This is a genomic window from Chitinimonas violaceus, assembly GCF_052601015.1.
Window position 1 is genome coordinate 94,790 of the sequence record NZ_JBQXDJ010000003.1, and the last position, 26,154, is coordinate 120,943.

General features: G+C 55.4%; 23 protein-coding genes. 16 read left to right on the forward strand and 7 right to left on the reverse strand.

Annotated features, from left to right (window positions below; translation table 11 throughout):
- The first annotated feature begins 187 nt into the window (after positions 1-187).
- A complete protein-coding gene (locus ACUHMQ_RS02085) occupies positions 188-1,579 on the forward strand; it encodes an MATE family efflux transporter (protein WP_445293785.1) in 1,392 nt (463 codons plus the stop codon).
- 57 nt (positions 1,580-1,636) lie between these two features.
- On the opposite strand, the gene cysK is transcribed toward ACUHMQ_RS02085, so the two are convergent.
- A complete protein-coding gene (cysK, locus tag ACUHMQ_RS02090; RefSeq protein WP_445293786.1) occupies positions 1,637-2,566 on the reverse strand; it encodes a cysteine synthase A in 930 nt (309 codons plus the stop codon).
- A 104-nt stretch (positions 2,567-2,670) separates the two neighbouring features.
- Between cysK and ACUHMQ_RS02095 the strand changes: the two genes are divergently transcribed.
- Genes ACUHMQ_RS02095 through ACUHMQ_RS02105 form a run of 3 tightly spaced genes read left to right on the forward strand, consistent with a single transcriptional unit; the run spans position 2,671 to position 5,380 of the window.
- Entirely contained in the window at positions 2,671-3,885 is a 1,215-nt protein-coding gene (locus ACUHMQ_RS02095) for a multifunctional CCA addition/repair protein (protein WP_445293787.1), read from the forward strand.
- A 12-nt stretch (positions 3,886-3,897) separates the two neighbouring features.
- Complete coding sequence (locus tag ACUHMQ_RS02100; RefSeq protein WP_445293788.1) at positions 3,898-4,242, forward strand: phage holin family protein; 345 nt, start codon at positions 3,898-3,900, stop codon at positions 4,240-4,242.
- Between the two features lie 4 nt (positions 4,243-4,246).
- Positions 4,247-5,380 carry a 2-methylaconitate cis-trans isomerase PrpF family protein gene (locus tag ACUHMQ_RS02105; protein WP_445293789.1) on the forward strand — a complete coding sequence of 378 codons (1,134 nt, stop codon included), beginning with the start codon at positions 4,247-4,249 and terminating at the stop codon, positions 5,378-5,380.
- A 15-nt stretch (positions 5,381-5,395) separates the two neighbouring features.
- Here ACUHMQ_RS02105 and ACUHMQ_RS02110 read toward each other — a convergent pair whose 3' ends face one another.
- On the reverse strand, positions 5,396-6,913 hold the full coding sequence (locus tag ACUHMQ_RS02110) for a cyclic-di-GMP receptor FimW-related protein (protein ID WP_445293790.1): 1,518 nt from the start codon (positions 6,911-6,913) through the stop codon (positions 5,396-5,398).
- Between the two features lie 149 nt (positions 6,914-7,062).
- Here ACUHMQ_RS02110 and ACUHMQ_RS02115 point away from each other — a divergent pair, with 149 nt between their 5' ends.
- Entirely contained in the window at positions 7,063-8,667 is a 1,605-nt protein-coding gene (locus tag ACUHMQ_RS02115; protein WP_445293830.1) for an ABC-F family ATPase, read from the forward strand.
- 324 nt (positions 8,668-8,991) lie between these two features.
- On the forward strand, positions 8,992-9,732 hold the full coding sequence (locus ACUHMQ_RS02120; RefSeq protein WP_445293791.1) for a beta-ketoacyl-ACP reductase: 741 nt from the start codon (positions 8,992-8,994) through the stop codon (positions 9,730-9,732).
- Between the two features lie 81 nt (positions 9,733-9,813).
- Here the strand turns inward: ACUHMQ_RS02120 and ACUHMQ_RS02125 are convergent, their stop codons facing one another.
- Together ACUHMQ_RS02125 and ACUHMQ_RS02130 are read right to left on the reverse strand one after the other, a co-directional pair.
- The gene (locus tag ACUHMQ_RS02125; protein WP_445293792.1) at positions 9,814-11,073 is read right to left on the reverse strand and encodes a L,D-transpeptidase family protein; all 1,260 of its coding nucleotides are present in this window, start codon (positions 11,071-11,073) and stop codon (positions 9,814-9,816) included.
- 6 nt (positions 11,074-11,079) lie between these two features.
- A complete protein-coding gene (locus ACUHMQ_RS02130) occupies positions 11,080-12,261 on the reverse strand; it encodes a YybH family protein (protein WP_445293793.1) in 1,182 nt (393 codons plus the stop codon).
- Positions 12,262-12,324: 63 nt separating this feature from the next.
- Between ACUHMQ_RS02130 and ACUHMQ_RS02135 the strand changes: the two genes are divergently transcribed.
- The 3 genes from ACUHMQ_RS02135 (at position 12,325) to ACUHMQ_RS02145 (ending at position 15,488) form a co-directional block, all read left to right on the forward strand.
- Positions 12,325-12,675, forward strand: a complete 351-nt coding sequence (locus tag ACUHMQ_RS02135; protein WP_445293794.1) for a DMT family protein — start codon at positions 12,325-12,327, stop codon at positions 12,673-12,675.
- A gap of 69 nt (positions 12,676-12,744) precedes the next feature.
- On the forward strand, positions 12,745-13,722 hold the full coding sequence (locus ACUHMQ_RS02140) for a questin oxidase family protein (RefSeq protein ID WP_445293795.1): 978 nt from the start codon (positions 12,745-12,747) through the stop codon (positions 13,720-13,722).
- A 65-nt stretch (positions 13,723-13,787) separates the two neighbouring features.
- Positions 13,788-15,488 (forward strand): glutamine--tRNA ligase/YqeY domain fusion protein, encoded by a 1,701-nt coding sequence (locus ACUHMQ_RS02145; RefSeq protein ID WP_445293831.1) that lies wholly within the window; start codon positions 13,788-13,790, stop codon positions 15,486-15,488.
- Between the two features lie 50 nt (positions 15,489-15,538).
- Here the strand turns inward: ACUHMQ_RS02145 and ACUHMQ_RS02150 are convergent, their stop codons facing one another.
- Positions 15,539-16,294, reverse strand: coding sequence for a PAS domain-containing protein (locus ACUHMQ_RS02150; RefSeq protein ID WP_445293796.1), 756 nt, complete (start codon positions 16,292-16,294; stop codon positions 15,539-15,541).
- A gap of 125 nt (positions 16,295-16,419) precedes the next feature.
- On the opposite strand from ACUHMQ_RS02150, the gene ACUHMQ_RS02155 reads away from it, so the two are divergent.
- From ACUHMQ_RS02155 to ACUHMQ_RS02185, 7 genes are read left to right on the forward strand one after another with little or no spacing between them, the layout of a single operon-like run.
- Positions 16,420-17,358, forward strand: coding sequence for a 4-hydroxyproline epimerase (locus ACUHMQ_RS02155; protein ID WP_445293797.1), 939 nt, complete (start codon positions 16,420-16,422; stop codon positions 17,356-17,358).
- Complete coding sequence (locus ACUHMQ_RS02160; RefSeq protein ID WP_445293798.1) at positions 17,358-18,515, forward strand: NAD(P)/FAD-dependent oxidoreductase; 1,158 nt, start codon at positions 17,358-17,360, stop codon at positions 18,513-18,515. Before ACUHMQ_RS02155 ends, ACUHMQ_RS02160 begins: the two co-directional genes overlap by 1 nt.
- A complete protein-coding gene (locus tag ACUHMQ_RS02165; RefSeq protein ID WP_445293799.1) occupies positions 18,509-18,742 on the forward strand; it encodes a (2Fe-2S)-binding protein in 234 nt (77 codons plus the stop codon). The genes ACUHMQ_RS02160 and ACUHMQ_RS02165 overlap by 7 nt, the downstream gene beginning before the upstream one ends.
- Positions 18,732-20,036, forward strand: a complete 1,305-nt coding sequence (locus ACUHMQ_RS02170) for an FAD-dependent oxidoreductase (RefSeq protein WP_445293800.1) — start codon at positions 18,732-18,734, stop codon at positions 20,034-20,036. Before ACUHMQ_RS02165 ends, ACUHMQ_RS02170 begins: the two co-directional genes overlap by 11 nt.
- Entirely contained in the window at positions 20,033-20,926 is an 894-nt protein-coding gene (locus tag ACUHMQ_RS02175; RefSeq protein WP_445293801.1) for a dihydrodipicolinate synthase family protein, read from the forward strand. The genes ACUHMQ_RS02170 and ACUHMQ_RS02175 overlap by 4 nt, the downstream gene beginning before the upstream one ends.
- Positions 20,923-22,503 (forward strand): aldehyde dehydrogenase (NADP(+)), encoded by a 1,581-nt coding sequence (locus tag ACUHMQ_RS02180; RefSeq protein ID WP_445293802.1) that lies wholly within the window; start codon positions 20,923-20,925, stop codon positions 22,501-22,503. The genes ACUHMQ_RS02175 and ACUHMQ_RS02180 overlap by 4 nt, the downstream gene beginning before the upstream one ends.
- 36 nt (positions 22,504-22,539) lie before the next feature.
- Positions 22,540-23,682 carry a branched-chain amino acid ABC transporter substrate-binding protein gene (locus tag ACUHMQ_RS02185; RefSeq protein ID WP_445293803.1) on the forward strand — a complete coding sequence of 381 codons (1,143 nt, stop codon included), beginning with the start codon at positions 22,540-22,542 and terminating at the stop codon, positions 23,680-23,682.
- Positions 23,683-23,866: 184 nt separating this feature from the next.
- On the opposite strand, the gene ACUHMQ_RS02190 is transcribed toward ACUHMQ_RS02185, so the two are convergent.
- Entirely contained in the window at positions 23,867-25,033 is a 1,167-nt protein-coding gene (locus tag ACUHMQ_RS02190) for an amino acid aminotransferase (protein WP_445293804.1), read from the reverse strand.
- Between the two features lie 57 nt (positions 25,034-25,090).
- Positions 25,091-26,005: a DMT family transporter gene (locus ACUHMQ_RS02195; protein WP_445293805.1), complete on the reverse strand. Its 915-nt coding sequence runs from the start codon at positions 26,003-26,005 to the stop codon at positions 25,091-25,093.
- Positions 26,006-26,154: the final 149 nt, after the last annotated feature.

The following is a 26,154-nucleotide window of genomic DNA, read 5'->3' on the forward strand; positions in this document are numbered from 1 at the left end:
TAGAACCTGTTCACGATCTTGCTGCGCAGTTGTAATCAGCGTTCATGTGCTGTTTGCGACAGGTAAATGAACAGGTTCTATCGATTTCCGGTACGGCGAAGCCAGTCTCCGAAAGGCTGTACCTGTATAGACGGCTTGGTACGCGTACAATATGCGCCCCTATACCTCGCAATGCGCAATTTCCCCTATGTCGCATACCCTTGAACACAATACGACAATCAAAGCCGAAGCCCTTGCGCTTTGGCAGTTGTCCTGGCCCATACTCGTTGGACAATTAGCCAGCGTGGGCATGGCTGTGGCGGATGTCGCCATGTCTGGCCACGCTTCGGCACAGGATCTCGCTGCGGTGTCCCTTGGTGCTTCGATCTGGACGATTCTGCTGGTGACCCTGATGGGTGTCATGATGGCGGTCAATCCCATCGTTGCCCACCATGTTGGGGCTGGCGAATACGAGCGGATTCCCCATGTGGTACGCCAAGCGCTTTGGAAGGCATTGGGAATCGGCTTATTGGCGATGGTGGCTGCCAATGTTTCAACGTTGGTGTTCGACCATATGCAGATCGAGCCGATTGTTGCCGAGAGAGCCAAGCAATTCCTGCATGTGATCAGCTTTGCCTTGCCTGCGTTTGCCTGCTACCGGGTGCTGTATGGATACAGTGCCAGTCTGAATGAAACCAAACCGATGATGATGATCGCTTTGGGGGCACTCGCATTGAATGTGCTGCTGAACTGGATGCTGATCTATGGCAAGTTCGGTTTGCCAGCCTTAGGTGGAGTAGGGTGTGCTTTCGCCACGCTGGCGTGCGTCTGGTTCAACCTGCTGGCAATGGTATGGTGGATGAAACGGGCGCCGGTTTATCGCAGCTCCTGGCCACTAGACCGTTTTGAAGCACCGCATTGGCCTGAGATTCGCAACCTCCTCAAAATCGGTTTGCCTATCGGTGTTACCTATTTTGCCGAATCCAGCTCCTTTGGGTTGATTGCGCTGTTAGTGGCTGAATTTGGTACGGTCCAGGTTGCGGCGCACCAGATAGCACTGAATTTTTCGTCGCTGGTCTTCATGGTGCCGATGAGTCTTGGGGTGGCGATGCTGACGCGCGTCGGGCAGGCGTTGGGTGAAGGCAACCCGGCTGCTGCGCGGTTCCGTTCGTGGGTAGGGGTGGGATTATCGTTCGGCTTTGCGATTGTTTCGGCGTGCCTAATTGCGCTTTTCAATCATCAAATTGCGGGGCTCTACACTTCAGATATCAGCGTGGCGGCAATTGCAGCCCACTTGCTGGTATTTGCCGCAGTCTTTCAGTTGTCTGATGCAACCCAGGTTTCCACCAGCTGTGCGATCCGGGGGTACAAGGTTACGCGTCCGCCAATGCTGATTCATCTGGCTGCTTTTTGGGGCTTCGCGCTGCCGTTGGGTTGTGTACTAGGCTTGGCTCCTGCATGGTTACCCTGGAAGCCGGCTCAACCCATGGCTGCAGAGGGATTCTGGATTGCACTGGTCGTTGGGTTGACCGTTGCGGCGTTGGGTTTGACTTGGTTCCTGGATCGACTGTCCAGACACCGTTTGCTGCAGCCTGTCTGATTTCTCATTGATTCAAACAAAAAACGGCCTGCTTAGGCCGTTTTTGTTTAGTAACAATTAGTCCGTCAGACCCTGAAACAAGGCAGTGGAAAGATAACGCTCACCAAATGAAGGGATGATCACGACGATCAACTTATTGGTGTTTTCCGGCCGGCTGGCAACCTGCATGGCAGCCCATACCGCAGCGCCGGAGGAAATACCAACGAGCAGTCCTTCTTCCGTTGCCATGCGCTTGGCAATGATGAAGGCATCTTCGTTTTTTACGCGAAGGACTTCATCGTAAAGGCTGGTATTGAGTACTGCCGGCACAAAGCCCGCACCAATGCCCTGGATGGGGTGGGGTCCTTTGGTACCGCCGCTGAGCACCGGGCTGGCATCGGGCTCAACGGCAACCACCTGAAATGTTCGCTTACGCGGCTTGATGACTTCGGCCACACCGGTAATCGTGCCGCCTGTGCCGACACCGGATACCAGGATATCGACTTGGCCATCAGTATCCACCCAAATTTCTTCTGCAGTGGTTTCCCGGTGAATTTGGGGGTTGGCTGGATTTTCGAACTGTTGTGGCATAAACCATCTATTGGCAAGCGACAGTTCCCTGGCTTTGGCAACCGCGCCGCTCATCCCCTCGGGGCCCGGTGTCAGTACCAATTCTGCACCGTAGCCACGCAGAAGCGCCCGTCGTTCCTTTGACATGGTCTCAGGCATAGTCAGTACACATTTGTAGCCACGGGCAGCGCACACCATTGCAAGACCAATACCGGTGTTGCCGGAGGTGGGCTCTACGACCGTATCACCTTGCTTAAGCGCCCCACTTGCTTCTGCCGTATTGATCATACTCACGGCGATGCGGTCCTTCACGCTGTGCGACGGGTTGAAGAATTCCAACTTGGCGACAATTCGACCGGGTAAGCCTTGGGTGATGCGGTTTAGTTGCACCAGCGGCGTGTTGCCAATCAGCTCGGTGATGTCGTGTGCGATGCGCATGAGAGGTTCCTTCGGTATTCAGTAGCCCGTGCAGAGTTGCGATTGTAGGCCTATTCGTTTGTGGCGCTACAATGCCCAAGACTCAATAGCAAAGCTGGAAGTTCATGAAGATTTATACCGTTGGTGGCGCTGTGCGTGACCAGTTGTTGGGTTTGCCGGTCAAAGACCGTGACTATGTTGTGGTGGGGGCGACGCCAGAGCAGATGCTGGCAGAAGGGTTTCGGGCCGTGGGCAAAGATTTCCCGGTTTTTCTGCATCCACAGACCCAGGCTGAATATGCGCTTGCCCGCACTGAACGTAAGTCTGGCCGTGGTTACAAGGGCTTTACGGTTTATGCTGCCCCTGATGTGACGCTGGAAGATGATCTGGCCCGGCGCGACCTGACCATCAACGCTATGGCGGAAGATGAAAGTGGTGAGTTGTTCGACCCATATGGCGGTCAGGAGGACTTGGCAAGACGCACGCTACGGCATGTTGGCCCGGCTTTTGTGGAGGACCCGGTACGCATTCTGCGCTTGGCGCGTTTCGCAGCGCGTTTTGGTTTTTCTGTTGCGCTTGAAACGGTGGCTTTATGTCGTGAGATGGTTGCGATGGGTGAGGTTGATCATCTGGTGCCTGAACGGGTTTGGGCGGAGGTAGCCAAGGGCTTGATGGAAGAGCAGCCGTCGCGCATGTTCCTGGTGTTACGCGAATGCGGTGCATTGGCAAAACTGATGCCTGAGTTGGATGCGTTATGGGGTGTGCAACAACCTTCACAACATCACCCGGAAATAGACACGGGTGACCATGTGATGCGTGTACTGGATTATGCCGCCAGCCAGAACTGGCCTTTGGATACACGTTTCGCCGCGCTTTGCCACGATCTTGGCAAGGGGCTGACGCCACAACAGGAGTGGCCTCGCCATATTGGGCATGAAAGCAATGGTGTTGCGCTGGTAGAGGCGCTGTGCGAGCGTATCAAAGCGCCGAATGATTGTCGTGATCTGGCAATGCTGGTTTGCCGTGAACACTGCAATATTCATCGCGCCAAGAAGTTGAGATCGACCACGATACTGGAGCTGCTGGGACGTTGCGATGCTTTACGAAAACCAGACCGATTCAAACGTCTGTTGGATGCCTGCATTGCCGATGCACGTGGCAGGAAGGATATGGAAGCCGAGCCTTATCCACAGGCTGAATACCTGCTAGCCTGCCGTGATGCTGCATTTGCGGTGGATGCCGGGGCAGTGGCTGCGGCTACTGCCGATAAAACGCTGATACCCGAGGCAGTACGCCTTGCCCGATTGGCTGCATTGCGGGCAATGGGTAACCCGGATTAATAAGGAAATATCATGACATTACTCGCTGTTTGGTTGATCAACGCGGTCAGTCTGTTATTGCTGACATATCTCATGCCGTCTATTCAGGTGGCCAGCTTCTGGAGTGCATTGCTGATTGCGATGGTGCTGGGCTTGGTCAATGTGTTGATCCGGCCTGTGCTGCTGGTATTGACCTTGCCGGTGAATCTGCTGACCTTGGGTTTGTTCACCTTGGTAATCAACGGATTCTGTTTCTGGCTGGTTGCCGAAGTGTTGCAGGGCTTTAGCATACCGGGCTTTGGTACTGCAATTGTGGGAGCGCTGGTTTACAGCGTGATCAGTTGGCTGGCGACCACGCTTTTGCTGGGTACGAAGTAGAGCCATGTTACTCAGGCGTATTCATGCCACTTTGTTACGGGGTGGGACGTCAAAAGGGGTATTTTTTCTCACAGACCATCTACCCAGCGACCCATCAGTGCGGGATCGTCTGTTGGCCCGACTGATAGGTAGTCCTGACCCTTATGGGCGACAGATCGATGGCCTGGGTACGGGTATCTCATCCACCAGCAAAGTGGTGCTGCTCAGTAAGTCCAGCCGACCGGATTGCGATGTGGATTATTTGTTCGGCCACGTGGCCATTGAGTCGGGTTTGATTGATTGGTCAGGCAGTTGCGGCAACTTGTCTGCTGCAGTAGGGCCTGCGGCAATATTGGATGGATTGGTGAAAGCACCGCGCGACGGTGAAGCGAGTGTGCGTATCTGGCAGGCAAATACCGGTAAGCGCATCTTGGCCAGGGTACCGATGTGTGACGGCGTGCCAGCCCAGTCAGGGAGTTATCATCTGGATGGCGTTGCTTTTAATGGGGTGCCGATCCAGCTGGATTTCCTAGACCCTGCCGGCAGTGCTTCAGGAGGCTTGTTCCCCACTGGGCAAGCCTGTGATTCGCTTGATATTCCTTCTTTAGGTCCGCTACCGGCTACGTTGATTGATGCGGCTAATCCCCTGGTGATTATACGTGCAGAGGATTTGGGGCTGACTGGTCTTGAGATGCCGGTTGAACTCAATGCGGATGAGGTAATGCTGGCCAAGCTGGAACTGATACGCCAGTACGGATCGGTACGGATGGGGTTGGCGACTACATTGGCGGAAGCGGCTGCCCGGCCAGCAACACCCAAGCTTGCGTGGATTGCGTTGCCTAAGGATTATCTGGCCTTGGATGGGAATACCGTGCAAGCGCGGCAGATTGACCTGATGGCGCGTACGGTTTCAATGGGCAAATTGCACGCTGGGTTCACTGGCACCGGTACTATCGCGCTTGGTGCGGCAGCTGCTATGCCGGGTACGTTGGTATCGACATTGATTGATGGTCCGCTTATTGGTCGTGCGCTGCAGTTTGGTCACCCTAGCGGAATCAACGAGATCGAACTGGTGTTGGAGGCGGGGCAGATTCAGGCGGCACGTATGACCCGAACTGCGCGGGTTCTGATGCGTGGGGAGGTCTGGCTGCCTGATTAGGGAGCCACGTGTGTATTACGATTTGGCGGGTGGTTTAGGGGCAACCGGGTCGACCGACTTTTCCAGTACGTGGAAGGTACAAAGCACATATTTAGCCAAGCGTTCCTGGACAGGCCCAAGTTTTACACGGATATGCTGTGGCCCTGCGCTGATGATGTATTCGTTTTGGCGCTGGTAGAGCGGACTATCCAACAGCAACAAGCGGTTGCTGTGGGGGGATTCCGGGCAATATAGCGCCCAGACAGGTTTGGGTTGTCCGGTGACCTGTAGCGTCACGGGTTGTACCTGCGGCGCAATTTTTTCCGCCCCAACCCGTATTTGGCCATCCCGGAGTTTGACCAGCCGGCGTACGACGTTTAACCCTGTATGTCCGTCATATCGTAGTACCAGTACGTCGCCAACTTCCAGATGGTCGTCATAGCTGGGGCGGTAATGCATTCCGATTCCGTTGCTGCTTTCGTCGCCCAGCGTCCAAGCTTCCCATGTGCTTTCTTTGGTGGCCGACTGTAGTGCCTGCGCGATTTGTGTGAGGCCTACCGCCACTGTGGCAGGTATTTCTTTGTTAAGGCGCTCGCTGCGTCTGCTACGTCCAAGTCCCGTATGGGAGTAAACCAAGGCCAAGTCAGCCAGCAGCTGTTCACGTAGTGCCAACTCGATTGGATTAAGGGCGGCGCTGTCCATGGGATGAGGGCTGAGCGAGCGGAAATGCTCGCCGAGTGCTTCCGTATCAAAATAACGATACCGTTCCCCTACCATATTTCGCCGTAGTTTCACGGGCGGCAGGGTATCGTCGAGGTTGACGGCGTAGCTTTGCTCTCGTACGCGAATGATCTTTTCCGGCCGGATCAGTCCAACACAGCGGGGCAGTATGTGGTTGATGAAGGCAAGGTCTTCCGTACGCCGCCGTTCGGGTTCGCTCAGTTTGAGCAGGACGATCTGCATGTAGTAGTTGACGATGGGGCTGGGCGCCTCATCGGGATAGCGTGCTATGTCCTTGTAGGCAAACTCGGCGGAATCCGCGATCAAGAAGAGATGGTTCAGATTGCGCCAGATACGCAGTTCGGGTTCATGGTGGCGCAAGTAGGCCCAGCGTGCCTGTTCCGCGTAATACGCAATCGCACGTAAGGTGATCAATTCGGAATCGTCAGCAAAGCGCGCGGCCGGTTGCTGGGCATGTTGCTTCAGGCAAAGTTTGTAAGCGGAACCGAGCTCCTGCCAACAGGCAATCAGGCTGGGTAGAACTTGGCGGCCCGGAATGCCCTCTAAGGTCTTCTTCCCTTGAAATACACTGATCAGCAGTGTCATCAAGGGGCGTGCTTTGTCGTCAAAAGCCTGGACAGCGCGAAAGCGCTCCTTCAGGCCGATCTTGGCATTGCGGTTTAATTCAGCAAGCGCTTTTACGATCTCGGTGAGCGCGAGCAGAGTCTGGTCGCGCGGCAGCTCGCCGATCAACTTGGTGGCTGATGGCTCCGTATCTTCGTCATCGTGTGAACGACGTCGCAGTGTGTCGATCAAACCTTTGAAATCGAACATGTTTTAATTGTGGCAGACGAGGAAGGCCATCCTAAGTTGAAACCAAGGGGTATGGTAAAATTACTTAATATTTTCGCACCGCGCTATGCGCGGATTTTTATTTTGATTTGTCATGCGTGCTTTACGCCACGCTAGCCTGGAGTTTCGCGGTGATCAACACCTTCAATATCACCATGCAATTTGGCGCCAAGCCGCTGTTTGAAAAAGTCTCGGTCAAGTTTGGCGGCGGGAACCGTTACGGTTTGATCGGCGCCAATGGTTCGGGTAAATCAACCTTCATGAAGATTCTGGGTGGGGACCTTGAACCCACATCAGGTAACGTCAGCCTAGACCCTGGCGTGCGCTTGGGTAAGCTGCGTCAGGACCAGTTTGCTTATGAAGATCAGCGTGTTTTGGATGTGGTGTTGCAAGGCCATGCCGAGCTTTGGGCCACGAAGCATGAGAAGGATGCCATCTACGCCAACCCCGAGGCAACAGAAGATGATTATATGCGCGCGGCCGACCTGGAGGTGAAGTTCGGCGAAATGGGCGGCTACGACGCTGAAGCCCGCGCAGGCGCGTTGCTTTTGGGGGCTGGGGTGCCTACAGAGCAGCACAATGGCCCGATGAGCGAAGTGGCTCCCGGTTGGAAGTTGCGCGTATTGCTGGCCCAGGCATTGTTTGCAGACCCGGATGTATTGCTGCTTGATGAACCGACCAATAACCTGGATATCAACACCATCCGCTGGTTGGAAGAAACGTTGAACGAGCGTAATTCAACGATGGTGATCATTTCGCATGACCGGCACTTCCTGAATCAGGTCTGTACGCATATGGCTGATCTTGACTACAACACGATTCAGCTCTACCCCGGCAACTACGACGATTACATGGAAGCCAGTACCCAGGCGCGTGAACGTCAGCTGGGTGCAAACGCCAAAGCCAAGGAACGCATTACGGAACTGCAGATGTTCGCGGCCCGTTTCTCTGCCAATAAGTCCAAGGCCCGTCAGGCTACCAGCCGTTTGAAGCTAGCGGACAAGCTCAAGGAAGGCATGGTTGAGGTAAAGCCTTCTTCACGTCAGAACCCCTATGTGCGTTTTGAGTTTGACGACAAGATCAAACTCCACAGACAAGCATTTGAAGCCGCTGGTTTGTCGAAGTCTTTCGATAAGCCATTGTTGCAGAACCTGAATCTGATCTTTGAAGCAGGTCAGAAGCTCGCGGTGATTGGCGGCAACGGGGTGGGTAAGTCGACCTTGATGAAAATGCTGGTAGGTGTGTTGAAAGCCGATGCCGGTAACGTGAAGTGGGCTGAGAAAGCAGAAGTCGGCTATTTCGCCCAGGATCATGAAGAAGACTTTGATACGGATGACAATCTGTTTGACTGGCTTAAGCAGTGGAGCAAACCCGGTGACGATGATCAGGTTATCCGCGGCGTGTTGGGTAAGCTTTTGTTCAGTGGCGATGATGCAAAGAAGTCAGTGCGGGTGCTGTCCGGTGGTGAGAAGGGCCGGATGTTGTATGGCAAGCTGATTCTGCAACAGCCTAATGTGTTGGTAATGGACGAACCGACCAATCATATGGACATGGAATCGATCGAATCTTTGAACCTTGCATTGGACTTGTACAAGGGCACATTGATATTTGTGTCGCACGATCGCCTGTTTGTGTCGTCTCTGGCTACTCAAGTACTTGAACTAAAAGGAGACGGTAGCTATGTTCATTACATGGGTGGTTACGAGGACTATCTAAACAGTCAGGGAATTGCGTAATTACTCTAGGCTGAACTGTTGTAATCACACATCAAATGCGTGATTACATGGTAAAAGTTCACTTTTTGAGTTGCTGCTCTAAGTTGGGCGTACTATAGTTATGCACATCTTCAGTCAGCCCAATAAAAAATATTCGGGCGATCAAGCCGGCAAGTTGTTAAAACGCCGTCTCCCGAGCCGCCGCAATGGCCGCTCAAGCGAATATATACAAAGAAGAAGCATGGAGCAGACAGAACGCAGTGTCCCGAAAGGGGCGCTGCGTTCCCTCTTGTGTACTCGTATGTGTATCGCTGCAATAACGCAGCAAGCTTAGGGAGAGGATCTATGCGATTAGCGGACAAAGTTACGGTAATTACGGGTGCAGCCAGTGGTATCGGTCATGCGACAGCCGTACGCTTCGGTAAGGAAGGTGCGCGTGTAGTTGTCTGCGACATCAACCAAGCCGGTATTGATAGCGTAGTGAGTGAGATCGTCGGTAATGGCGGTCAGGCTGTTGGTTATGTCGTAAATGTAACGGACAAAGCGCAAATCGCGAATATGGTCGCTGGGGTCAAGGGGCAGTGGAGCCGTATTGATGTATTGGTCAATAACGCCGGCATCGTTGCTGATGCCCAGTTGAGCAAAATGACCGAGGAGCAATTTGACAGAGTGATCGATATCAACCTGAAGGGTGTATATAACTGCACGAAGGCTGTACTCGACACAATGATTGAACAAGCCAGCGGTGTTATTCTCAATGCATCCAGCGTCGTAGGTCTATATGGCAATTTTGGTCAGACCAATTATGCAGCCGCTAAATTTGGTGTGATTGGATTCACCAAGACTTGGGCAAAGGAGCTAGGTAAGAAGGGTATTCGCTCAAATGCGGTATGTCCGGGGTTTGTAGCGACGCCAATCTTGAAAGACATGCCAGAGAAGGTGATTCAGGCGATGGAGGAAAAAGTGCCCATGCGTCGATTGGCCAGGCCAGATGAAATCGCCAGCGTTTATCTTTTCCTCGCCAGCGATGATGCAAGTTATATCAATGGTGCAGTCTTATCGGTAGATGGCGGCTTGGTGATTTGATAAACCACCAGTATTCAAATAAATAACCCGTCCAAGAGACGGGTTATTTATTTCCAATTCACAGTAATCAATGATTAGCGTTTAACCGAGCGAGCCTTCAAATACGATGCGCCAGTTTTGCGCTTCCTGTTTGAAATAAAGGCGCTTTTTACTGCGCGTATTTAAATTGCTGCTTTGGTAGTCTTGGTCGAAATTTGCCATCAGCAGGCCACCGCCATCACGTGTGGGGTAGCTGAATAAGCTCAGGCTATCCAGGCGGATCTTCGCCCATTCCTTACCTGCATTTACTCCGGCTTTTTGTTGCTTCCAACTCGCCAGATTCATCTTGCCGCTACGGAAGTCACTTGCATAATGCCCAAGATAATTAGCTGTATTCAGGCTTTCCCAATCGCGCCGCCATGCTTCCAATTCAGCTTGGGCGGCTGTTCGGCGGTTTTGCCAGTCGTTCTGTGCCAACCACTCGATGGAGGGTGTGATAACGACAGGGGTGTCGGGCACCAGATATTCACCTAAAGCGGTCATATCCGGGTTGGACAACGCAACACAACCGTTAGACGCCTTTGGCGCCCGGCTATAGGTGTCGTAGGGCACACCATGCAGCCAGATGCCGCTGCCGGTACGCCCCTGCTGGCGATCCCAGTCATTGGGATAACTAAGCGGCCAGGCACCTACACCATAGAGTTCGGCACGCTTACCATAAGTCTGGTCCAGTTGTTCCCGCGGCATATGCCCAGTAACGAAATACACACCCAACGGTGTACGTTGGTCACCTTCTCGGTTCTTGTCGAAGCCGAGCTTGCCGATGGTCATGTAAAAGTCGAGCACATAGCGCGGCACGCCATTGTCGTTCCGGTATAGATAAAGCCGGGACTGGCTTGCATCGATCACCACTGCGTGGCGTTGCTCGCTATTGAGTTGCAGCAGATTGGCGGGAATGGCATCCGTAGGTGGAGGAGCACTGTAGCGCCGGATACGTGCATTGGCTTCCTGGCGTAGGTCGTCGAGCTTTTCATCGCCTGGCGGAGCGCTGCCGATGCCAGCAAGAGGCTGCGCACGGGCCAACAACAAATCGCCTTTCAGAAGATGAGCCAGTCGGTAATTAGGACGTGCATTCAAGAGGGCATCGACCAGACGGTCGGCATCTGCCAGTCGGTCCTGGCGGATGGCTGTGACAGCGGCGACGACCATTTCTTCAGGGTGGGCTTGAGCGGACAACAATGTGTCGGGCAGGCTGGATGGAGAAAGCGCTGTACCTTGCGGCCACTGAATAGAGCTGGCCGCCGGAGCGAGGTAAAGGCCGGCTGTGAGGCACGCGGCGATTTTCAACCAGGAGCGCGACATGATTGCTTATCCTACCCGCTCTTCGACAATGAGCCAACGGCTACCATTTTTCTCCAAAATCAACGTCTTACCAGTAGAAGAGTCGAGCCTGTCTGAAGTGTAGCGCTGGACGAAACGCACGGTTGCCCGATCGTCATCCAGTTTGATTCGTAGCTTGTCCAATTTCACCGAAATCTTTTTAGCCCCGTTGATGCGGTCACGTCTTTGCTGTTCCCAATCAGCACGGCTTTGCCCAGATGGTTTGAAGTTTTTGGCATAGCTGGCGAGATAGGCGCTGACCCGTTTATCACTCCAGGCATCTGCCCAGGCGAGAATGCTCTTGTGAATCTGCTGCTCAGTATCTGTCGCTTCTTTCGGCTTGTCTGCCGGTTTCTCTATGGCTGTGGGTTTATCCACCGGCTTGATAGGAGGTTTTTCCACCGGCTTGCTGGGTGGGGGCGGAACAGGGGTAGGAACGGGTTTGGCTGGAGGTGTTGCGGATGCAACAACAATAGGGGGCTTCACTGGCTGTGTGACAGCCGCTGGGGGCTGACTGACCGGGGCTGGCGGGCTTACCTGTGCCTGAACCGGCGTTTTTACCGGTGGTGATGAAGGTGGCTTCGTTACTGGCGGAGATGAATTCGCTGCCACAGAAACAGATGGCGCAGCATTGCGGCTCAACAAGTCCTGTACCAATACCAGCTTCGCGGAACTGCTGGCAGGTACAGGTTGGCGGGCGGGCGTACTTTGGCTGCGCTCGACGACGTCCCGTTGTAACGCTTTCTCGTAAGCCTGCGCTGCCAGCTTGGCATAGACATCGGCCAGATTGGTATGCGCTGTTGCATAGGTCGGGTTGGTCTGCAACGCCTTCTGCAACGTCGTTCGCGCCTTGTCCAGCTGGCCCTGCTGGGCATACAGCGCAGCGAGGTTGTTATAGGGCTCAGGCAGGTTCGGGTAGTCGTTCGTAAGAGCCGTATAAGTCTGGATGGCTTCGCTGGTGCGCCCAAGAGACGCGAGTGCATTGCCCTTTAGTAACCGTAATCGTGCATCACGCGGTTTTTGCAGAAGGGCTTGGTCTGCGAGCTTCAAGGCGTCTGCCGCCTGCCCATGCGCCAGTTCGGCCGCGACTTTATCATCGGCCTCGCTGGCAAAAGCGGGCGATAGCACGGTGGCGGCAAGGATCAGACATAACAATTGTGGGGCAGGCATTGGCTGGACGGCAGTCGCGCGGACATACAAACTCACGATTTTATCAGACTCCCCGAGTTCGCCATGCCCGCTTATTTCCCTCCTGGTCTGCAGGCAGTGTTGCTGTTGGTCTGTTCCAACATCTTCATGACCTTTGCGTGGTATGCCCATTTAAAAGATATGGCTTCCAAACCCTGGTATTTCGCTGCTTTAGCGAGTTGGGGGATCGCGCTGTTCGAATATTTATTACAGGTACCGGCAAATCGCATCGGCTTTGGGGTTTATTCGTTGGCGCAGCTCAAGATCATCCAGGAAGTCATCACGCTGGCTGTGTTTGTCCCCTTCGCTGTCATCTATATGGGGCAGCCATTCAAGTGGGATTTCATCTGGGCAGGATTGTGCCTGCTGGGGGCGGTTTACTTCATGTTTAGGTAGCCGATTGCCAGACAACCTCTTCTTGAATTTGCCGCAATCTATAATCTTTTCAATACCCTGGAGCCGCTTATGTTTAATTTGGCAGCGCTGCTCGACAGTGCGGCAAATTACCTGCCCGATCATCACCTTGGCCTGTCCAACCATCTGCCAATGGGTTTGATCGCGCTATGGCGCCTTGGTGCAGGGGAGGATAGGCTGCACGCCTGGTACGATGAACATACGTCTGAACTGAAGCCTGCGGGTCCGCCAAGCCAGGTGTTTTCTGCGCAGGATGTTCCTGGTTATCTTGGCTGCCAGTCAGCTTATCCGGAATACCGTGACTTCTATCTGGCTGCGATCAAGACTGAGAGCCCTGCCGATATTTTGCATCGCTATCTCCCACTTTTGCTGCCGGGTCTGTCTGCAGGTTCTTTGCATGGTTTGATCCGTTTGGCCTATGGCCTTAAAGCACAGTCGAATTCAGAAATCGCTGCTGCATTGGCGTATTGGTCCAGTCACTATCAGTTCCTTGGCGTGCTGGATGAGGCTGGCGATCTTTCACCGGCTGATTGCCTGCGTGGTTTGGCTGCGGATTCGAACATATGCCTGCCACAGGGTAAGCGATTGATCGGATCGGGCATGGTGATGGCAGCGGCCTTGCCCGGTTTACGGGAGCAAGCGAGCAAGCTGGCGTCGGGCGAGGCCGTATTAGGCCAGATTGCCGAATTGGTGCTGGAGCTGTACGCCAATAGTCGAGACTTCACTGTGTTGCATATGTTGACTGCGTGCCACGCACTGCGTGTGTTACAGCCCTATTTGGACGATTCTGAGCGGGCGCTGCGTTTCTACTGGTTGGCGGCATGCACCGCGTATGTTGAAGCCGGTAAGCCGGTGCATGAACCTGTGACCTTGCTTGCAGACAAGCACAGTTGGGAAGAAATCATTGCGCGTGTCATATTGCGGCGGGATGTGCACCAAATCAAGCTTGTTTACAGCTGTCAGCAGGAATCCTTGTACTACGGTAAGCCGCTTTACCAACAGGTGGCGGCGCAAGTGCTTGGCTGGTAGGGGCAGGGGCAGGTATATCAGGTAAAATCGGTGGATTGCATAAATTCAACGCCTTGTCCCAGTCCATGACCACCGATACCAATACACCTGTTGTCACCAATTTCATCCGCAATACCATCGATGCTGATTTGGAAAGTGGCAAGCACCAACGCACTGTTACCCGGTTTCCTCCGGAGCCGAACGGCTATCTGCATGTTGGCCATGCCAAGTCGATCTGCCTGAATTTCGGTATCAAGGAAGATTACATAGCCCGTGGCTTTGCGTCGGAATGCAATCTGCGTTTCGATGACACCAATCCTGAGAAGGAGTCGGTCGAATACGCACAGAGCATCCAGGATGATGTGCATTGGCTGGGTTTCGAGTGGAACGGCAGTGTGCGTTGGGCGTCAGACTATTTTGAGCAGCTTTATCTTTATGCCGAGGAGCTGATCGGTAAAGGACTCGCCTATGTTTGCGAGCTGAACGCCGATGAGATGCGCGAATACCGTGGCGATTTTGGTAAACCGGGCAAGAACAGCCCTTTTCGCGATCGTACGGTAGAAGAGAACCTTGCCTTGTTCCGTGCCATGCGTGCAGGTGAGTTCGAAGACGGCAGCAAGACTTTGCGCCTGAAGATCGACATGGCGTCGCCAAACCTGAATATGCGCGATCCGGTCATCTACCGTATCCGTCGTGTACACCACATCCGTACCGGTGACGCGTGGTGCATCTACCCGATGTATGACTACACCCACTGTATTTCGGATGCATTGGAAGGCATCACCCATTCGCTTTGTACATTGGAGTTTGCCGACCATCGCCCATTGTACGATTGGGTGTTGGACAATATTTCTATTGACTGCCACCCACAGCAGATTGAGTTCTCGCGCCTGGAGCTGCTGTATGCACTGACCTCCAAGCGTAAGCTGAACCAGCTGGTTACCGAAGGTCGGGTCAGTGGGTGGGATGACCCGCGCATGCCTACTGTCAGCGGCATGCGCCGGCGTGGTTATAGCCCGGCCGGCATTCGCCTGTTTGCCGAGCGCTGCGGCATTTCCAAGAGTGAAAATGTCGTTGATTACAGCGTGTTGGAAGGTGCAGTGCGCGAGACGCTGGAAGCCGAGGCGCCACGTGTGATGGCTGTGCTGGACCCGATCAAGGTGACGCTCACCAATTTTGAGCCGGGTGTGACGGCCAGTCGTAGTGCACCGTTCCATCCTCACCATCCGGAATTTGGTGAGCGTGAAGTACCGATTGCACCCACTATCTATATCGACCGTGAAGATTTCGCCGAAGTGCCGCCACCGGGCTGGCAGCGGCTTACGCCAGGTGGCGAGGTGCGCCTGCGTTATTCCTATGTGATGAAGTGTGACGAAGTCATCAAAGATGCTGAAGGCAAAGTCACTGAACTGAAGTGCTCGCTCGACCCGGCCACGCTGGGGCAGAACCCGGTAAGCCGTAAGGTGAAGGGTGTGATTCACTGGGTGAGCGTGGAGCATTCGGTTGCTGCCGAGGTGCGCCTTTACGACCGCCTTTTCACCGTGGAGCGCCCCGATGCGGTACGTGGCGAAGATGGCCAGTACCAAGACTTCCATCAGTTCTTGAATCCCACATCGTTCAAGACAGTCACGGGTTATGTGGAGGCCGTTGTATCAACCGCATCGCCTGAGACCCGCTACCAGTTCGAGCGCCTGGGGTATTTCGTGACTGATCGCAAAGACCACGTTGCTGGCGGTAAGCTGGTGTTCAACCGGACAGTTGGCTTGAAGGACAGCTGGGCTAAATAGTCTAGTTATCTGACTTTTAGGACCTCTTCACGATAGATCGTGAAGAGGCTTTACTGCGTACCACGCACCCACTGTCGGTAATCGCGTGGCGTCAAACCGGTCAGCTGTCTGAATTGCTTCGACAACGCGCTCTGGTCACAAAAGCCGCAGCGCAGGGCAATCTCAGAAATAGCGGTATCAGTTTCAGCCAGGGCCCGGGCAGCGGCATCGATCCGGGTTTTGGTCAGGAATTGGCCGGCAGATAGTTGGAAAATCTTTTTCATGCGTCGTTCAAACTGGGCGATGGAAATACCCGCAAGGTCGGCCAGCGCTTCTATACGCAGCGGTTCCGCATACTGTGCGAGCATCAGGTCCACGGCTTCAGCCATGCGTGCATCCACAATGCCGGCGCGGCTGGGTTCGAGCAGATCGCGCGACAGGCAGGCCAAACCGATCAAATCGCCCCGCTTGTCCAGCAAGGGTGTTTTATTGCTGAGGCACCAGCCGGGTTTGCGATTGTTGAACAGCGTCAGATCAAGCTTATCCAGCACGGGCTGCCCGGTACGAAACAGCAGTTCATCCTGCTCGGTATAACGGTCGGCCATATGGCGTGGCCACAGTTCGTGGGCGGTGCGTCCTACGGCTTCACGCTTATGGTCCAGGCCGCAACGGTCGGCGCAGGCCTCGCTGATGCAGATGTACCGGCCGCTACGGTCTTTGATTGAAAACACCATGTCGGGCATATGGTCGAACAGCGCCTCGACAAATAAAGGTTGGGCCAAGCGGGCGATAAAGTCGTTACGCCAGCTTTTCAGGCTTGCTTCCATCCGCTTTTCTCCGAATTTGTCCAAACTGGCGGTTTTTATGCGCGGATCGCACAAGATTGTGGAGACGCGTAAATCTAGCATGAGTGCATTCTCAACTTGGCCTTCAGAGCCAGGAGATTGCCACCATGTCTGCTTTTCAACGTATTGCTGTGGTTGATTCCCATACCGGGGGGGAACCCACCCGCGTGGTAGTCAGCGGTGGGCCGGATCTGGGGCGAGGTAGCCTGGCTGAACGCCGTCGCCATTTTGAACACGATTTCGATGCCTATCGCTCAGCCATTGTGAATGAACCGCGTGGTGCAGACCCGGTGGTCGGGGCTCTGTTGTGTGAACCCACCGAGCCAGATTGCGTCGCTGGTGTGATCTTCTTCAACAATGTCGGCACGCTGGGTATGTGTGGCCACGGCACGATGGGTTTGATAGTGACACTGGCCCACCTGGGCAGGATAGGTCTGGGCACCCATCGTATTGATACGCCGGTTGGTGTTGTGGAAGCGACCTTGTTGGAACACAACCGCGTGGCCTTACGCAACGTACCCAGCTATCGGCTGGCGGCCAATGTGCTGGTGGATGTGGCTGGTTATGGCCGTATGCATGGCGATATTGCCTGGGGTGGCAATTGGTTCTTCCTGGTGTCCGACCATGGCCAACGTGTTGCCAAAGATAACTTGACCCGGCTTGGTGATTGCAGCACCCGTATTCGTGAAGCCCTGCGAGCCCAAAAGATTACCGGGGCGGAAGGGGCGGAGATCGATCATATCGAACTGTTCTGGCCTAGCGATGCTGCAGATTCGCGTAGCTATGTGCTTTGTCCGGGGCTGGCTTACGATCGCTCGCCGTGTGGCACGGGCACCAGCGCCAAGCTCGCTTGTCTGGCTGCGGATGGCAAGCTGGCACCGGGGCAGTTGTGGCGGCAGGAAAGCGTTATCGGCAGTGTTTTTGAAGCCAGCTATAGCCTGGATGCTGGTCAATGTGTACCGCGCTTAACCGGATCTGCTTATATCACTGCCGAATCTACATTGCTTATTGACCCGACAGATCCATTTGCCTGGGGCATACGCTAGTGACAGCCGATGTTTTGGTCATTGGGGCCGGCATCATAGGCAGCGCGGTTGCCGAGAGCAGTGCGCGACGTGGCTTGCGCGTGCAGGTCCTGGAAGCCGGTATTCCCGCGGCGGGTACGACGGCAGCTGGCATGGGCCACCTTGTGGTGCTGGATGACAACCCTGCCGAGTTGGCCCTGAGCCGCGATGGCTTGGCACGCTGGCAGTCACGCCGGCACGAGTTGCCCTGCCGGGCGGAATATCGGGCTTGCGGCACATTATGGTTGGCACGTGACAGTGCGGAACTGGCGGAGGCCGAACGCAAACAGGCCCTGCTTCGCCAGTATGGTCTCGAGAGCCAATTACTGACTGCAGATGGACTGCAGCGCTGTGAGCCTGCATTGGTCAAAGGTTTGGCGGGCGCATTGCTACGGGCTGATGAGGCGGTGCTTTATCCACCAGTAGCGAGCCGTTGGTTGCTCAGCTACGCCGAGGCGATGGGCGCCAGTCTGCTACGTAATGCAGAAGCCAGCCAGGTTCACGAGGATGGCAGCGTGGTACTCAGCAACGGTCGTACTTTGCGTGCTGCACAAATCGTTATTGCTGCAGGTAATCAGTCATCACGCCTCTTGCCGGGCCTGCCTCTCAAACCGCGCAAGGGCCAGTTGCTGATAACCGAACGTTATCCGGCGCTGGTACATCACCAGCTGGTGGAGCTGGGTTATATCCGCTCTGCGCATAGCAACGACGGCGATTCGGTGGCATTCAATGTGCAGCCACGCGCCACCGGCCAATTGCTGATCGGTTCCTCCCGCCAGTATCAAGATCTCGCCCCTGATCTTGATTGGGCCTTGCTGCAGCGTATGCTGGCCCGCGCTGCAGAATACCTTCCTGATTTGTCTGGTTTGCAGGCGCTTCGAGGGTGGACGGGTTTCCGACCTGCCACGCCAGACAAACTGCCCTTGCTTGGACGGGTACCTGGTAGCCAGCGGCTCTGGCTGGCAACAGGACATGAGGGGCTCGGCATTACGACTGCGTTGGCCAGTGGAGAACTGCTGGCCGATCTGCTTTGCAATACCCGCCCCAGCATCGACCCTCACCCCTATGACCCGGCCCGCTTTGATACATGGACAGCGGCGACACCCTTGCAGACCGTGGAGGTTGCTGCCACATGCTGATTCGAATCGAACTCGACGGAGTGGCTCGGCAGGTACCTTCGGGCATCAGCCTCGCTGCTGCGCTGGCTGGGTTGCCCGGTAGAAATTCTGTAAGTGGTGAGCCAAGGGCTGCACTGTGTGGCATGGGTGTGTGTTTTGAATGCCGCGTAACGGTGGATGGTCAACCCCACCAGCGTGCTTGTCAGCTGCTGGTACGTGACGGAATGGTGGTGCAGTATGATGCCTGAACTGCATACCGACATCGCGGTTGTTGGGGCGGGGCCCGCGGGGCTCGCGGCAGCCCTGGCGGTTTGTGAGCATGGTGGAAGGGTCTGCCTGATTGACGACAATGCCAAGCCGGGTGGCCAGGTTTGGCGGGCGGAACTCGGTAAGGCCGACAGCCAGGTTTGGCTGGCCAATAACCCTGCCATTCCAGCTGAACTCGCAACACGGCTGGTGCAGGCCGATAAGCTGCGGGTACTGACAGCAACGCGGGTTGTAGCGGTAACTGCTACCGGCAGTTTGTTGCTTGAAGACACGCAGAAGTCAGTTCAACTCCACTATCAAACGCTGATTGTTGCAAGTGGCGCGCGCGAGTTGCTATTGCCTTTTCCTGGTTGGACCTTGCCCGGTGTAACGGGTGCCGGTGGTTTGCAGGCATTGGTGAAGCAAGGTCTGGATGTATGCGGGAAGCGCATTGTCCTTGCCGGTAGTGGTCCCCTTTTGCTTGCCAGTGCCGCGACCTTGAAGGCGGCAGGGGCGCATGTGTTGTTAATTGCTGAGCAGGCAAAGTCATGGCAACTGGCAGGTTTTGTTTGGGCGCTTCGGCATTGGCCTGCCAAATTGGCTCAGGCTGCCCATCTGCGCTGGGCATTACGCCAAGTTCCCTATCGTGCCGGCAGTTATGTGCAAGCGGCGTTGGGTAAGGAGAGGCTGCAGGCTGTCCGTTTAAAGCTGGGCAATACAGTGCGCGAGTTTGAATGTGACTGGCTGGGTGTTGGTTTCGGATTGCTGCCGAATACCGAACTCTTGCAGGCACTCGGTTGCGAATTGCAAAACGGTACGGCCAAGGTGGATGCTTTACTACAAAGCTCACATCCTGATGTGCTTGTTGCAGGGGAGGCTTGCGGTATTGGTGGCTTGGACAAAGCGTTGCTTGAAGGCCGAATGGCTGGTCTGGTGGCAACAGGCCAGATCGCAGCGGCAAAAGCGCTGATACCTGAGAGAGAACTTCACCTACGTTTTTCAGCCCACCTGGCCCGGTATTTCGCGCTTAGCCCTGCCGTACAAGAACTGGCAGATGCCGACACGATGGTGTGCCGTTGTGAAGATGTACGCCATGGCGAGCTACTAGGCTACAGCAACTGGCGCGAGGCCAAGTTGCAAACACGCTGTGGCATGGGTGCTTGCCAAGGCCGGATATGCGGTGCGGCTTGCTCCACGCTATATGGCTGGCCGGTTACCGGCAACCGCCCCCCTCTTTTACCCACCCGGCTGGGCAGCCTGCTTCAGCTGGAATCTACCGAGGTCTCTTCGTCATGACTGTGAATTTTCAGGGCGTTATGCCCGCCATCACCACGCCTTTCAAACCTGATCTGAGTGTTGACCACGAAGCGTTAGCCCGTAATGTGCAATGGTTGGCGAGAGAGGGCTGTACCGGCATCGTGCCTTGTGGTTCGCTGGGTGAAGGCGCAACCCTGAGCCTCGAAGAGAAACTGGCGGTGATTGAGACCGTGGCTAAGTCGGTGGATTTGCCGGTGGTGCCCGGTATTGCGGCGCTCTCTACTGCGGAAGCCGTGAAGCTGGCGAAGGGAGCAGAAGCTCATGGCGCACTTGGCCTGATGGTATTGCCACCTTATGTCTACTCAAGCGATTGGCGTGAGATGAAAGCCCATATGGCTGCTGTGCTGAAGGCAACACAGCTGCCCTGCATCATCTACAACAATCCGGTTGCCTATAAGACGGACTTTAAACCTGAGCAGATCATGGAACTCGCCAATGAGTTCGAAAACGTACAAGCGGTGAAGGAGTCGTCCACTGATGTACGTAGGATCACCGCGATCAAAGCTCTGGCAGGCAATAGGCTTAAGCTGGGTGTAGGGGTGGACGATGTGCTGGTGGAAGGGGTTGCGGCTGGGGCTGAGTTCTGGATTGCCGGCCTCGTGGATGCCTTACCGAACGAATCGGTACGGTTGTTCGAACTCGCCCGGGCTGGCCGTTATGCCGAAGCGGCCGAATTGTATGCATGGTTCCTGCCCTTGCTGCGGCTCGATACCGTGCCCAAGTTTGTACAGCTGATCAAACTGGTGCAGGAAAAATTGGATGTCGGTCATCGCAGGGTGCGCCCACCACGTCTTGAATTGACCGGTACTGAATTGGCCGAGGCTGAAGCCATCATCGCCCAAGCCCTCGCGACGCGGCCAAGCCTATGAGTATCGAGACATTGCAGGGTTTGTCCTTGCTCGGTTACGACCTTGCCCAAGCCGGTGCGGTGAGCTTTCAAGCACGTAACCCCGCCACCAAGCTTGCTTTGCCTAAACATTTTTACCGGGCCAGTGAGGCGGATGTGAACCATGCCGTATTGCTGGCGGAGGCGGCTGCACCGCAGTATGCCGCGCTGGGTGGCGTGGTGCACGGCGCTTTCCTGCGCGGCATTGCCGAACGGCTGGAAGCCATGGTTGATGAGTTGGCCACGGTTGTACCGCAGGAAACCGGTTTGCCTGAAGCCCGGGTACGTGGTGAATTGGGGCGTACTACTGGCCAGCTGCGTATGTTTGCGGGTGTGGCCGAGGAAGGTAGTTGGGTGGATGCTCGTCTGGACAGCGCCCAGCCTGATCGCCAGCCTCAACCACGCCCCGCCTTGCGTTCGTGTCTGCAACCGATCGGGCCGGTGGCGGTATTCGCTGCCAGTAACTTTCCTCTGGCGTTCTCGGTTGCCGGAGGGGATACAGCCTCTGCGCTGGCAGCAGGTTGCCCAGTAGTGGTCAAGGCGCACCCTGCACACCCGATGACCAGCGAATTGGTTGGGCGTGCAGTACTTGCCGCAGCCCAGGTAATGGATTTGCTGGAAGGGGTATTCTCGCTGCTGTTCGACGAAGGCATCGCTGTCGGGCAGTCCCTGGTAAAACACCCTGGTATACGCGCAGTCGGGTTTACCGGCTCGCACAGGGCTGGGCGTGCATTGATGGATCTGGCTGCCGCCCGGCCGTTGCCGATTCCGGTGTACGCCGAGATGGGCAGCGTCAATCCCGTCGTAGCCTTGCCCCGTGCTCTGGCGCACTGTGCCGAGCTGATCGCGGATGGGCTGGCAGCATCTGTGGCTTTGGGTAACGGCCAGTTCTGTACCAGCCCTGGGTTATTGTTGGCCGTGGAAGGAGAGGGCTACGTGCGGCTGCGGGCGCGGCTTTTGGGCAAGCTGGCAATGGTACCGATTGTGCCCATGTTGACCTCACGCATTGCTACTGCCTTTCACGATGGTATCGCAACCATGGCGCAGCAGGCTGGTGTTACTCAGCTGCTGGGCACCGTGTTTGACGAATACCAAAGTGGCCCGGTGGTGCTGGAAACCGATGCGCAAACCGTATTGGCACAGCCATTGTTGGCACGTGAGGTATTTGGCCCCTCGGTCTTGCTGGTGCGTTGTGCGTCGATGGCCGAGTTGCTCAGTACACTGCGCCAGCTCGAAGGGCAACTGACCGTCACCCTGCATGCAGAACCTGATGAATTGACCGACTGGCCGGCCTTGCCTGCACTGTTGGCCAGTAAAGCTGGGCGATTGTTGTTTGGTGGTGTGCCGACAGGCGTAGAGGTCTGCCAGGCAATGGTGCATGGTGGTCCTTACCCTGCGACGTCCGATGGTCGCAGTACGTCGGTTGGTACGGCTGCCATTCAGCGTTTTGCACGGCCTGTCTGTTACCAGAATTGGCCGGAGATGCTCTTGCCGCCCACTTTGCAGCAAGCCAACCCGTTGTCGATCTGGCGGATGGTGGATGGGCAAAGACAGCGCTGAACTGCAACTTGATCAATGTACAAAAGGCGACAACACATGACCCACGTTACACGACGCTCCATGATTTGTTTTGCTAGCAGTGCCTTACTGACACTATCTGTGCAGGCGGCCAGCCCGGAAGTGGTGAGGTTGGGTTTTGCTGCGCCGCTTACCGGCCCGCAGGCGCATTATGGGGCGGATATGAAGGCAGGTATTGTGCTCGCGCTGGAAGACATTAATAAGCAGTCGCCCGTTATTGGCGGCAAGGTGGTCAGGTTCGAGTTGCTTGCCGAGGACGACCAGGCCGATCCCAAAGCCGCGACCGGCATTGCCCAGCGTTTTGTCGATGCAAGGGTTAGCGGGGTGATCGGCCATTTCAATTCGGGTACCTCCATTCCGGCTTCGAAGGTCTATGCCGATGCCGGTATTCCGCAAATCGCTATGGCGACGGCCCCAACCTATACCGCACAAGGGTTTAAGACCACCTTTCGGGCTATGACCAGCGATACCCAGCAGGGCAGCGTGATGGGGGCGTTTGTGGTGAAGAAGCTGGGATTGAACAAGGTCGCGATCATTGATGATCGAACCGCATATGGCCAAGGTCTGGCAGATGAGTTCGAGAAAGCGGTCAAAGCAGCAGGCGGTATGGTGGTGGCGCGGGAATATACTACGGACAAGGCGACCGACTTTGCCAGCATCCTGACCAGTATCAAGGCCAAGCAACCCTCAGCTGTCTTCTATGGTGGCGCGGACAGTCAATCGGCCCCCCTGACCTTACAGATGCGCCGGCTTGGGTTGAATGCACAGTTGGTGTCGGGTGAGATGACGCGAACCGACAATTTTCTGAAGCTGACGGGTGAGGCAGCCAATGGCGTAATCGCCTCGTTGGCGGGGCTGCCAAAGGACAAGATGCCAGGCAGCCAGGTATTGATCGACCGGATCAAGGCGCGCTTCGGTGTGGCTGATTTTTATGCACCGTACTCCTACGACGCCACCATGGTGATGGTGAACGCCATGAAAGCAGCTAACTCGACCGAACCCGGACGGTATCTACCTTTACTGGCAAAGACGCAGTACACCGGCGTCAGCTCCCCCAGAATTGCGTATGACAGCCGAGGTGACCTGAAGTACGGTGACATTACTGTTTATAAGGCTGAGAAGGGGAGGTGGACTGTGTTGGAGACGGTGAGTGGCGGCTGACGCCTGTTAAAGTCTGCTGTGCGTCGGCAATACGGCGTTGAAAACACCCTCGGAATGCTCAATTACCTCTCGTAAACTCCGCTTCCTCGGGTGTTTTCGCCTTGTCTTACTCTAGCTCGCGAAACTTTGAATAAGGTCCCTAAGAACCTGCTAACAGCTGCACAGTAAGATCATAAACAGGTGCTTAGGCAGCCAGTCTGACAATCGCTTCCGCCAAGGTATCAATCTTGTTCGGCGCGAGCCCAGCCAGATTGATGCGCCCACCGGCCACTATATATATAGCGGCATCGTCGCGCAGTCTGGCAATGCTGGCTTCGCTAAGCGGCAGCATGGAGAACATGCCTTTGTGGTGGCACAGGTATTCGGCTTCCATGCCGTTGGTTGACAGTGCGTCTGCGAGTTGATGACGGGTCGACTGCACGCGTTGGCGCATAGCATAGAGTTCACTGTGCCAGAGTGCAGTCAGTTCGGCTGATTCGATGATCATGGCGACCACTTCTGCACCATGGTCTGGCGGCATGGTGTAGCTACGGCGTGCTAGCTCAAACAGTTTGCCCTGTACCTGCTTGGACCCGGCCGATTTCACAAGCGCTGCGCCTGTGCGCTCGCGATACAAGCCAAAGTGCTTGGAGCAGGAATACACCACCAGCATTTCTTCGCTCGCGTCTGCCAGCAGGCGCAGGCCAGCCGCATCCTGTTCCAAGCCATCCCCAAACCCTTGGTAGGCCAAATCAACAAAGGGCAAAAAGCCCTGTTGCGACACCATGCTGGCCAGTTGCTGCCAGTCATCTATTTCCAAATCAACGCCGCTGGGGTTATGGCAGCAACCGTGTAGCAGCAGGACATCATCTTGCCCTAGACCGGCTACTGCTTCGAAGAAAGCTTCACGGCGCAGGCCGCCGCTGGCAACGTCGAGATAAGGGTAGCTGGCGACACGTAGACCTGCCGCACGCATGATCGGCGCGTGGTTGACGTAGCTTGGGTCGCTGATCCAGACGGTAGCGTTGGGGCGGCTTGCTGCGATCAAATCAGCCAATAGGCGCAGGCCGCCACTGGCGCCCGGTGTTTGCATAGTGAACCAACCGGTGGGTTCGGCATTGCCCAGAATCAGCTGTGTAACCACCCGGCTGAAGCGCATGTTTCCCCCCAACCCGACGTAGCTCTTGCTGGTTTGCGTCTGGGCCAGTTGTTGCTCGGCATAGCGCACAGCCGTCATGACCGGGGTATTGCCGTTGGCATCGCGGTAAACGCCGACGCCAAGGTCAAGTTTGTGGGGACGCGGGTCTGCCCGAAAAGCTTCTGCCACCGACAGAATCGGGTCGACAGCGGCAGGGGCGAGGTTCTGAAACATGTAATTCTCCGTAAGGCTTGAAACAGTATGCGGTGTTGACTGTAAAAGACGGTGAAATTAACTACGACTGGCTAAGACGACGCCCACAATAATCAGCGCCATGCCTGCCATAGAGCTAAGACCAGGCACCTCACCGAAAAGTGGCACAGCCAATAAAGATGCCAGTACAGGAGTCAGTGCACCAGCTGCTGTGGCCTGGCTGGCACCAAGTTTGGTAACGGCGAAGGCGTAGCACAGGGTCGAAAGAATGCCCACACCTATGCCTTGCACCAGTCCGATAAAGCACATTTCGTGCCAGGATAGAGCAAGTAATCCAATGGGAGGGTACTCCAGCAACCAGAGTAGCAACATGCCCAGCGAAGCTGTGGAGATAAGCGCTGCACCTTCAAGCGGCGTCAAGCCGGATTGACGCAGTGATACTGTGAAATTTGCCCACAGCAGGCTGCCAACCAGGAACAGCACATAGCCCTGCCAGACTTCTCCATCACCATGGTTGAATACCAGCATCAAACCTGCACCGATGCCAATCAGCAGTAATGCCTTGCCACGGCCTGCAGCCAACTTTTGTCCATAAAACAGCGCAGATATGCCCGCGACAAAGAGGGGCAGTGTACCGGGGATCAAGGTGCTGCAATCGCTCACAGGTGCGTGGCGCATGGCCATGCCGGCAATCAGAAAATAAGGTAGTCCACAGCCAACAACCATACTGATCAGATGCCGTAATGGTACGGCGGCAATTCGCTCCCAGCGTTGAACGAGAATAGGCAGAAAAACGAACCCGGCCGGACCAAAGCGTAACAGGGCTAACGCATCCGGGGAGAGATTGGCTTTTGCACCTGCGCGTAGCGACAGGAAGAAACCTGCCCAGATCAGTACCGTTACAGCAAGGGCAGCGAAACCAAAACTGGTGCCAAGTCGTTTTGTAACGACAGACGACGGAGTGGATGGGGCGACAGGGAGAGAAGTTGCCACGTCAGTATTTAATAAATAGCTGAATAAATTAGAGATTATCCTCACTATTGGCGGATTTTTTTGCGCAATTTTTCGATATCTCTCGTAATGGATTGGTTGTTTTCGCTAATTTTCAATGAAAATACGCTGATAAATATCAGACTCTGTTG

Coding starts and splice junctions, on each gene's coding strand:
- ACUHMQ_RS02085 (WP_445293785.1), top strand. CDS start 188: ATGTCGCATACCCTTGAACACAATACGACAATCAAAGCCGAAGCCCTT.
- cysK (WP_445293786.1), bottom strand. CDS start 2,566: ATGCGCATCGCACACGACATCACCGAGCTGATTGGCAACACGCCGCTG.
- ACUHMQ_RS02095 (WP_445293787.1), top strand. CDS start 2,671: ATGAAGATTTATACCGTTGGTGGCGCTGTGCGTGACCAGTTGTTGGGT.
- ACUHMQ_RS02100 (WP_445293788.1), top strand. CDS start 3,898: ATGACATTACTCGCTGTTTGGTTGATCAACGCGGTCAGTCTGTTATTG.
- ACUHMQ_RS02105 (WP_445293789.1), top strand. CDS start 4,247: ATGTTACTCAGGCGTATTCATGCCACTTTGTTACGGGGTGGGACGTCA.
- ACUHMQ_RS02110 (WP_445293790.1), bottom strand. CDS start 6,913: ATGTTCGATTTCAAAGGTTTGATCGACACACTGCGACGTCGTTCACAC.
- ACUHMQ_RS02120 (WP_445293791.1), top strand. CDS start 8,992: ATGCGATTAGCGGACAAAGTTACGGTAATTACGGGTGCAGCCAGTGGT.
- ACUHMQ_RS02125 (WP_445293792.1), bottom strand. CDS start 11,073: ATGTCGCGCTCCTGGTTGAAAATCGCCGCGTGCCTCACAGCCGGCCTT.
- ACUHMQ_RS02130 (WP_445293793.1), bottom strand. CDS start 12,261: ATGCCTGCCCCACAATTGTTATGTCTGATCCTTGCCGCCACCGTGCTA.
- ACUHMQ_RS02135 (WP_445293794.1), top strand. CDS start 12,325: ATGCCCGCTTATTTCCCTCCTGGTCTGCAGGCAGTGTTGCTGTTGGTC.
- ACUHMQ_RS02140 (WP_445293795.1), top strand. CDS start 12,745: ATGTTTAATTTGGCAGCGCTGCTCGACAGTGCGGCAAATTACCTGCCC.
- ACUHMQ_RS02145 (WP_445293831.1), top strand. CDS start 13,788: ATGACCACCGATACCAATACACCTGTTGTCACCAATTTCATCCGCAAT.
- ACUHMQ_RS02150 (WP_445293796.1), bottom strand. CDS start 16,294: ATGGAAGCAAGCCTGAAAAGCTGGCGTAACGACTTTATCGCCCGCTTG.
- ACUHMQ_RS02155 (WP_445293797.1), top strand. CDS start 16,420: ATGTCTGCTTTTCAACGTATTGCTGTGGTTGATTCCCATACCGGGGGG.
- ACUHMQ_RS02165 (WP_445293799.1), top strand. CDS start 18,509: ATGCTGATTCGAATCGAACTCGACGGAGTGGCTCGGCAGGTACCTTCG.
- ACUHMQ_RS02170 (WP_445293800.1), top strand. CDS start 18,732: ATGATGCCTGAACTGCATACCGACATCGCGGTTGTTGGGGCGGGGCCC.
- ACUHMQ_RS02175 (WP_445293801.1), top strand. CDS start 20,033: ATGACTGTGAATTTTCAGGGCGTTATGCCCGCCATCACCACGCCTTTC.
- ACUHMQ_RS02180 (WP_445293802.1), top strand. CDS start 20,923: ATGAGTATCGAGACATTGCAGGGTTTGTCCTTGCTCGGTTACGACCTT.
- ACUHMQ_RS02185 (WP_445293803.1), top strand. CDS start 22,540: ATGACCCACGTTACACGACGCTCCATGATTTGTTTTGCTAGCAGTGCC.
- ACUHMQ_RS02190 (WP_445293804.1), bottom strand. CDS start 25,033: ATGTTTCAGAACCTCGCCCCTGCCGCTGTCGACCCGATTCTGTCGGTG.